The 8,042-nt window shown below is 69.6% G+C and carries 10 protein-coding genes; 6 read left to right on the top strand and 4 right to left on the bottom strand.

Annotated features, from left to right (window positions below; genetic code table 11):
• Positions 1-133 precede the first annotated feature (133 nt).
• Together ACWDNU_RS37490 and ACWDNU_RS37485 are read right to left on the bottom strand one after the other, a co-directional pair.
• On the bottom strand, positions 134-1,069 hold the full coding sequence (locus ACWDNU_RS37490) for a bile acid:sodium symporter (protein ID WP_449672330.1): 936 nt from the start codon (positions 1,067-1,069) through the stop codon (positions 134-136).
• A 152-nt stretch (positions 1,070-1,221) separates the two neighbouring features.
• The gene (locus tag ACWDNU_RS37485; RefSeq protein WP_449672328.1) at positions 1,222-1,761 is read right to left on the bottom strand and encodes a TetR family transcriptional regulator; all 540 of its coding nucleotides are present in this window, start codon (positions 1,759-1,761) and stop codon (positions 1,222-1,224) included.
• A 48-nt stretch (positions 1,762-1,809) separates the two neighbouring features.
• Between ACWDNU_RS37485 and bioB the strand changes: the two genes are divergently transcribed.
• From bioB to ACWDNU_RS37470, 3 genes are all read left to right on the top strand, one after another.
• A complete protein-coding gene (gene bioB, locus ACWDNU_RS37480) occupies positions 1,810-2,868 on the top strand; it encodes a biotin synthase BioB (protein WP_449672327.1) in 1,059 nt (352 codons plus the stop codon).
• A 5-nt stretch (positions 2,869-2,873) separates the two neighbouring features.
• Positions 2,874-4,010 carry an 8-amino-7-oxononanoate synthase gene (locus ACWDNU_RS37475; protein ID WP_449672329.1) on the top strand — a complete coding sequence of 379 codons (1,137 nt, stop codon included), beginning with the start codon at positions 2,874-2,876 and terminating at the stop codon, positions 4,008-4,010.
• Positions 4,011-4,127: 117 nt separating this feature from the next.
• Positions 4,128-4,475 carry a hypothetical protein gene (locus ACWDNU_RS37470; RefSeq protein WP_449672326.1) on the top strand — a complete coding sequence of 116 codons (348 nt, stop codon included), beginning with the start codon at positions 4,128-4,130 and terminating at the stop codon, positions 4,473-4,475.
• 60 nt (positions 4,476-4,535) lie between these two features.
• Here ACWDNU_RS37470 and ACWDNU_RS37465 read toward each other — a convergent pair whose 3' ends face one another.
• A complete protein-coding gene (locus ACWDNU_RS37465) occupies positions 4,536-5,018 on the bottom strand; it encodes a DoxX family protein (RefSeq protein WP_370938036.1) in 483 nt (160 codons plus the stop codon).
• 161 nt (positions 5,019-5,179) lie between these two features.
• Here ACWDNU_RS37465 and ACWDNU_RS37460 point away from each other — a divergent pair, with 161 nt between their 5' ends.
• From ACWDNU_RS37460 to ACWDNU_RS37450, 3 genes are all read left to right on the top strand, one after another.
• Positions 5,180-5,719 (top strand): COG4315 family predicted lipoprotein, encoded by a 540-nt coding sequence (locus tag ACWDNU_RS37460; protein WP_449672325.1) that lies wholly within the window; start codon positions 5,180-5,182, stop codon positions 5,717-5,719.
• A 143-nt stretch (positions 5,720-5,862) separates the two neighbouring features.
• The gene (locus tag ACWDNU_RS37455; protein ID WP_449672324.1) at positions 5,863-7,065 is read left to right on the top strand and encodes an NAD(P)/FAD-dependent oxidoreductase; all 1,203 of its coding nucleotides are present in this window, start codon (positions 5,863-5,865) and stop codon (positions 7,063-7,065) included.
• Between the two features lie 54 nt (positions 7,066-7,119).
• Positions 7,120-7,479 carry a hypothetical protein gene (locus tag ACWDNU_RS37450; protein ID WP_449672323.1) on the top strand — a complete coding sequence of 120 codons (360 nt, stop codon included), beginning with the start codon at positions 7,120-7,122 and terminating at the stop codon, positions 7,477-7,479.
• Here ACWDNU_RS37450 and ACWDNU_RS37445 read toward each other — a convergent pair.
• Entirely contained in the window at positions 7,476-8,030 is a 555-nt protein-coding gene (locus tag ACWDNU_RS37445; protein WP_449672322.1) for a TetR/AcrR family transcriptional regulator, read from the bottom strand. The genes ACWDNU_RS37450 and ACWDNU_RS37445 overlap by 4 nt on opposite strands.
• Between the last annotated feature and the right edge of the window lie 12 nt (positions 8,031-8,042).

Raw genomic sequence — 8,042 nt, 5'->3', positions numbered from 1 at the left:
TGCGCGGATTCCGAGAGCCAAGCCTGCCACTCAGCCGGGTCCGAGGGCGGCGTGGCCATGTCGGTGGGCAGCCCCCAAACGTCGGCTTAAAAGCGATCCCGCCCGCGACGGCGGAGCCGGCGCCAAAACACTCCTAGCGCGATAACCGGGGCACCAGCCGCACGTAACACACCATGCCGACCACCTCGACCAACGTCTGCGCCACCACCGCGACCGGCGCGACCGCGAATTCGTCCGGCAGCGCCAGCGCCAGCGGGAGCACCACCAGCGAGTTCCGCGTAGCCCCGGTGAAGACGATCGCCCGTCCGGCTGGAACGTCCAACCGGAACAGCCGTGCGACACCGAGTCCGGCGAACGCCATCACCACCAGGAACACCACGTAGAACGGCACCACCGACGCGACCGGGCCGAGTCCGCCGTGGAGCTTGGGGGTTTGCGACGCGACGACCGTCACCAGCGTCGCGGCCATCAGCGGCACCATCGCGGTCCCGGCCGCGTCGGCGAACCGGCGGCCGGTCTCGTGCCGGGCCGCCCAGGCTTGGGTGAGCCAGGCCAGCGCCAGCGGGAGGACGATCAGCACGAGGAACGCTTCGAGGAACGGCTCGATCCGCACGGTTTGCGCCAGGTCCGCGCCCAGGAAGAGGAACAAGAACCCGGGCAGCAGGACTATCTGGGCGAGCAGCAGCAACGGCGTCGCGGCAAGTAGACGGCGGCTGCTGCCTCCGGCCAGGCCGCTGAAGACGATCACGTAGTCGACGCACGGGGCCAACAGCACGAGCAGCATGCCCAGCCGCAGCGCCTGCCCGGCTGGGAAGAAGACGAACATCGCCGCGACGACCAGCGGCACGACGACGAAGTTGACCGTCAGCGCGGCGCCGAGGAACCGGCCGTCGCGCAGGGAACGGCCCAGTTCGGCGGCGGGCACCTGCAGGAACGTGACGTACAACAGTGCCGCCAGCACGGGGTTGATCGCCGGTTCCAGAACCGGTCCGGCCGCCGGGGCCAGCCAGCCGGCCAACGCACCGACGGCGAGCGCGCCGAGGTAAACGACGGCCTGGTGCCGTTCCATCCGCGACACCAGGCCGGATGATGGCGACAACGGGGCGCTCCTCCACGAATGCCGGGTACCGGACCAGCGTAGTCCCTTGACGCACTTCAGAATGTCGACGACGGGCTTTCAGCAACTGACCCGGTCCGAAGAGGACAGTCGGGGCGCGGTTCTCACGACAGTCCGCTCAGAATCGCGTCGATCCCGAACCCGAACGCCTCGTCCGAATCCCCGCTGTGCGCCGGATCCTCCTCGACAATCCCCGCACGCACCAGCTCCGCGTGGTTCTGCTCCTCCGAGACGAAGCCGAGTACATAATGGACAACCGTCCGCGCCGCCCACTCCGCGCGCCGCTCGTCGAACTTCCCGGTGAACAGCGTGCGCAGCGCGTGCGTGGGCACCAGCAGATCCGGCCGGTACGCCTGCACGAACGACACCACCTCGGCGCCGTCGCGGACTTGCAGCAACGCCGAGCGGAAGCCCTCAGCCGCGTCGCGCGGGTCCTTCGCCACCCCTGGCAGGCCCTTCAGGATCCGCGCGGCGACGACGGCGAGCAGCTCCTGTTTGTTGGCGACGTGGTAGTACAGCGCGCCCGGCTGAACCCCCAGGTCGAGGGCCACCCGCCGCATCGACAGGCTGCTCAGCCCCGCCTCCCGCAGCAGCTCGTACGCCCGGTCGACGATCTGGTCTCGCGTCACCTTCACCCCTCTCATTCTGCCTGCCGCTTGCTTCCGGCCGAGCGGCCGCCTAGGATTTGATAGGTGTTCAAAACCTTCGACGACCTGGCCGACCGGCAGCTGGCCGGCGGCGTACTCGACCGAACTGACGCCCGCGCGGTGCTGGAATGCCCGGACGAGGACGTGCTCGGCCTGGTCGCGGCGGCCGGGCGGCTGCGGCGCGCGCACTTCGGCAACCGGGTCAAGGTCAACTACCTCGTCAACCTGAAATCGGGCCTGTGCCCCGAGGACTGCGGGTACTGCTCGCAGCGGCTCGGGTCGTCCGCGCAGATCCTCAAGTACTCGTGGCTGTCCGCCGAGGAAACGGCGCGCCAGGCGAGCGCGGGCGTCCAGGGCGGCGCGTCGCGGGTGTGCCTGGTCGCGAGCGGGCGCGGGCCGAGCGACCGCGACGTCGACCGCGTGGCCCAGGCCGTCGAGGCGGTGAAGTCCGCGCACGCCGACGTGGAGGTGTGCGCGTGCCTCGGGCTGCTCAAGGACGGCCAGGCCGAGAAGCTGCGCGAAGCCGGCGTCGACGCCTACAACCACAACCTCAACACGAGCGAGTCGCGGTACTCCGAGATCTGCACGACGCACGGATACGACGACCGCGTCGACACCGTCGAGAAGGCCAAGTCCGCCGGGCTTTCCGCGTGCTCCGGCCTGATCGTCGGCATGGGCGAGACCGACGACGAGCTCATCGACGCGATCTTCGCGCTGCGCGACATCGACAGCGATTCGATCCCGGTCAACTTCCTGATGCCGTTCGAGGGCACGCCGCTCGCCGGGACCTGGGAGCTGAACCCGCTGCGCGCGCTTCGCATCCTCGCGCTGGCGCGATTCGCTTGCCCGGCAAAGGAAGTCCGGATGGCCGGCGGTCGCGAGATGCACCTGCGGTCGCTGCAGCCGATCGCGCTGCACGTGGTGAACTCGCTGTTCCTCGGCGACTACCTCACCAGCGAGGGCCAGGCCGCGAAGGCCGACCTGGAGATGATCGCCGACGCCGGATTCGAGGTTCTCGGCGCGGGCGAGCAGCAGCAGGCCGGGCACTCCGCCCCGTCCCTGCGGGAACGCGGCGCGGGCACCGCCGCCGCGCCCAACGCGTGACCGCCATGGTGTCGATGCACGACTGGCTGACCTCCGCCGAACGGGACCGGCACGTCGCCGGTCTCGTCCGGCGGACCGATGATCGACGGCATCCGCGAGCGTCCACATTGGACCTCGCGTCGAACGATTATCTGAGCCTCAGCACCGATCCGCGATTGCGCGCAGCCGCCGTCCAGGCCGTCGAGAAGTACGGTGCGGGCGCGGGCGCGTCGCGAGTCGTCACCGGCACCACGCCGTGTCACACGGAACTGGAACGCGAACTGTCCGACCTCACCGGGCAACCGGCGGCGCTCGGATTTTCCAGCGGCTACACGGCGAACATCGGCGTCATCACCGCGCTCGGCTCGCCGGACACGCTGCTGATCACCGACGCGCACATCCACGCGTCGCTGATCGACGGCGCGCGGCTCTCCCGCTCCCCCGTCGCGATCTGCCCGCACGGCGATCTGGACGCGCTCGCGCAGCTGCTGCGCGACCGGTGCCAGGATCGGGCGATCGTGGTGGTCGAGTCGATCTATTCGGTGCTCGGCGACGCGACGGATCTTGTTCGCACCGCGGCATTGTGCGCTGAATACGACGCGTTCCTGGTGGTGGACGAAGCGCACGGCATCGGTGTCGCGGGCAACGGCCGGGGTGCGGTGCACGCGGCCGGTCTCGCGGGCGCGCCGCACGTCGCGGTCACCGCCACCTTGTCGAAGGCCTTGGGCGCGCAGGGCGGCGCGGTGCTGGGATCGCCGCTGCTGCGCGAACATCTGGTCAACACCGCGCGGACGTTCATCTTCGACACCGGCCTCGCCCCCGCTGCTGCCGCGAGCGCGGCGGAAGCGTGCCGGATCATCGCGGCCGAGCCTTCGCGGGTCGAGGATCTGCATCGCGCTGCCGTCGCGATCGCCGACGCCGCAGGGGTTTCGCGGGCTCCTGGTGCGGTGCAGTCGATTCCCGCGGACTCGCCGGAGCAGGCTGTCGCCGCCGCGAACCTGCTGTACGAACGGGACATCGTCGTCGGCTGCTTCCGCCCGCCCAGCGTCCCGGACGGCATCTCCCGGCTCCGGCTGGTCGCGCGCGCCGGGGTTGACTTGGATCGTGCGCAGGAGGCTGCACGGCTTGCTGCCCAGTGGTCGCGCGCCGCGAGCACCGTCTGACCGGCTCCCCCGCGCTCAGGGAACGGATCTAGGACGAATCTAGGACGGCGGCTTTTAGCTTCGGTCTCCCGCGACGGCCCAGATACGGGCCGTCGCACACATCCTCAGGGGAGACACATGAAGCTTTCCCGAAAACTGGCGACCGGAGCCATCCTCGCCGCCGTCGGCGTCCTCGCCGCGACGACCCCGGCCAGCGCCACGGTCGTGAACTCCTCGTGCAACCTCTCAAGCGTCGTCCGGGTCTATTACGACGGCGGCTCCTACTGCTACGTCTGGGACGGTGACAAGAGTTCCAACTTTGGCTGGATGGACATCCGAAACGCCCGCAAGGTGGTATCGGACAGCTACATAGGATCCGTGCGGGACAACCAAGGAAACACGTACGGTTTCACCCGTGGCAATAAAAACAAGCCCACCCTGCTTGGCGGTGTGACGCTGACCGGGATCTTCTTCGACGCCAACTGAGGTGAAAGGCGCGCGTCCGGCGGATCGCAGTCCGCCGAACGCGCGCCCTTCGCACCCGCCCTAGTCGCGCGCTCCGGAATTAGCCGGAACCGTGCCGCTCGCCACGACACCCAGCGGTCGCGCGCCGCGAGCCTCGTCCGGCCCCTTCCGGAACAACGCGTCAACCGCGAGCGCACCCGGCCCGGTGAAGGCCAGCAACAAGAAGGCCCAGCAGAACATCGCCGCGGGCTCGCCGTGGTTCTGCAGCGGCAGCAACCCGTCCGGCTGGTGGACGACGAAGTACGCGTACGCCATCGAGCCCGACGCGACCAGCGCCGCGATTCGGGTGCCCACCCCGAAGGCCACCAAGAGGCCGCCCGCCAGCTGGATCACCGCCGCGTACCAGGACGGCCACATGCCGGCCGCGACGGTTCCGCCCTTCGGGCCGCCGCCGAAAATCCCGAACAGCGCCGCCGCGCCGTGGGCCGCGAAGAGCAGGCCTACGACGATGCGGAACAGGCCGAGCACGAACGGGACGGCCCGATCGAGCACACGCTCTGGCATGGGTCCTCCTCGGAGAGTGACTAAGGTAAGGCTTGCCATACCGTACGTGCCGGGGTTCCTCCCGTCCAGACGCTGTGACGCTCGCCAAATCGGACTGAACCGTTCCGGCGCCAGCCGCGTGTCGAGGGCAGGGCACCACCCACGCACGGCTGGAGGCTGGGATGAAGGTCAAAATTCGGGCAACTCCAAGAACTTTCGGACTAGCGGCCGCACTGGCCGCGGCGGGCTTGTTCGCTGCAGCGTGCGGTGGCGGCACTTACAGCGGCGCCAACGGGAGCAGCGGGACCACGGCCGCACCGCCCGCGGCGCCGACGCATTTGACCGACAGCAACGGCGACACGATCTACCTGTTCGCCGCGGACCACGACGGCCAGTCCGTCTGCACCGCCACCTGCGCGAGCTACTGGCCCCCGGTCAAGGCGGGCACCCAGCTCACCGGACCCGCCCAGGGCAGCCTCGGCTCGATCACCCGGCAGGACGGGTCCAAGCAGGAAACGCTCGGCGGACATCCGCTGTACCGCTACAGCGGCGACCACTCCCCTGGCCAGACCAACGGCCAGGGCCTGAACCTCAGCGGCGGGCTGTGGTGGATGGTCTCGCCGAGTGGCGTCGCGATCACCAATGCGGCCGCACCCAGCACCGCGCCGTCGGGCACCGGCGGGTACAGCGGGGGCGGCTACACCGGCGGCGGGTACGGCTGAGCAGCGAGGTAACACCCTTCCGGGTAGGCGCTGTCTCATTTGGGTACCTCTGATCAGGGGAACTTGACCGCGCTCCCGAATAAGACCAAACTTCGCTAGTGATATAAGTACTCCCGTCGTCCCCGCACCGAAGGAGTTCGTCAGTGACCTCGTCGTTCGTCATCATCGGAGCCGGGCTGGCCGGAGCCAAAGCCGCGGAAGCGTTGCGCGACAAGGGTTTCGACGGGAAGATCACCATCGTCGGCGACGAGCGGCACCTGCCCTACGAGCGGCCGCCGCTGTCGAAGGACTACCTCGCGGGCAACGCCGAGGCCGAGAGCTTCCAGGTGCACGACGCCGCGTGGTACGCCGAGAAGAACGTCGAGCTGCGCCAGGGCGTCAAGGCGACGGCGATCGCGCGGGACGAGAAGCAGGTGACCCTCGACGACGGCACCAGCCTCGGCTACGACAAGCTCCTGCTGGCCACCGGCGCGAGCCCGCGCGTGCTGCCGGACACCGCGGGGATCCACTACCTGCGCCGGATCGAGGACTCCGACCGGCTGCGCGAACTGTTCGGCACCGCGGCCAAGCTGGTGGTCGTCGGCGGCGGCTGGATCGGCCTCGAAGCGACCGCCGCCGCGCGGCAGGCCGGGGTCGAGGTCACCGTCATCGAAGCGCTCGACCTGCCGCTGATCACCGCGCTCGGCCCGGAGGTCGCGCCGGTGTTCGCCGACCTGCACCGCGCGCACGGCGTCGACCTGCGGCTCGGCGTCCAGGTCGAGCACATCTCCAACGGCGGCCAGGGCAAGCGGATCCGCCTCGGCGACGGCAGCGTCCTCGAGGCGGACGCCGTGCTGGCCGGGATCGGCGCGAAGCCGAACGTCGAACTGGCCGAGGCGGCCGGCCTCCGCGTCGACAACGGCGTGGTGACCGACGCGAGCCTGCGCACGAGCGACCCGGACATCTTCGCCGCGGGCGACGTCGCGAACGCCTACCACCCGTTCCTGGGCAAGCACCTGCGCGTCGAGCACTGGGCGAACGCGCTCAACCAGCCCGCCGTGGCCGCGGCCGGGATGCTCGGGAAGGAGGAGTCGTACGACGAACTGCCGTACTTCTTCACCGACCAGTACGACCTCGGCATGGAATACCTCGGCACCATCGAGGGCCACGACCGCGTCGTCTTCCGCGGCGACGTGGCCGGGCGCGAGTTCATCGCATTCTGGCTCAAGGAAAACCGCGTGCTGGCCGGGATGAACGTCAACGTCTGGGACGTCACGGATCCGATCAAGGCGCTCATCCGCTCCGGCAAGGCAGTGGGCCCCGACCGGCTGGCCGACCCCGAGGTTCCGCTGGAGGACCTCGCCTGATTTCGGGGCCAGCGGGCCGCTCCGTTTCCGGGGCGGCCCGCTAGGCTTTTCGCCGTGGGGACCGAAATTCTGTCCGACGGCTGGGACTCTTCGTACTACGTCTTCCGAACCTCGGCGTTCGATGCGATGTTCCTCGTAGGCGGCGGCGAGAAACCCGATGAGGTGGACAACGTCGACGTCGAGGTCCGCTACCCCGACGGTTCCCGGTGGAGCGCGACGATGTTCACCCTCGACGAGGTCGACCGGATCATGCGCCGCTGGGAAAGCACCGGTGAGTGCGCTGGCGGCAGCTATTTCGCCGTGCCGGACGGGCTGATCGTCCGCGAACCCGGCGTGCGGAAGATGGCCGCCGTGCTGATTGCGATGCACGACAGCGGCGAACTCAAGTCGTATCTGATGCGCTTGGACGACTAGTCCCGGGGCAGCAATCCCTCCAGAGCCAGCTCCACAAACCGCCGCCAGTCCCCGCTCCCCGTGCGGACCACCGACGACAGGCAGCCGACGAGCAGGTACACGTCGCCGACCGTGCAATCCGCGCGAAGCACCCCCGCCGCCTGATCCGCCGCGATCGCTTGCGCCACCACGGTTTCCAGCACCGCCAGAGCGTCGCCGCGCGGTTCGCTCCCCGCCGTCCCGCGCGCCGTCTCGATCGCGGACGACAGCGCCCGATCCCCGGACAGCACCTCGCCGACGTGCCGCAGATAGCGGTTGACCCCGGACTTCCCGTCGAGGCACCGCTTCCGCGCGTACTCCGCGATCTCGGCGAACCGCTGCGCCGCCAACGCTTCCACGAGCGCCCGCCGGTCCGGGAAATTCCGGTACACCGTCCCGACGCCCACTCCGGCGACCCGCGCGATCTCCGGCAGCTGGACGTCGTCGTGCTCGGCGAGCAGCGCGCGGGCCGCCTCCAGCACGCGTGCCCGGTTGCGTTCCGCGTCCGCCCTCGGCTTGCGCTCCGTTGACAACCGACGCCCTCC

It is taken from the genome of Amycolatopsis sp. NPDC003676 (assembly GCF_053587275.1).
This window is presented reverse-complemented; position numbering and strand designations above follow the sequence as displayed.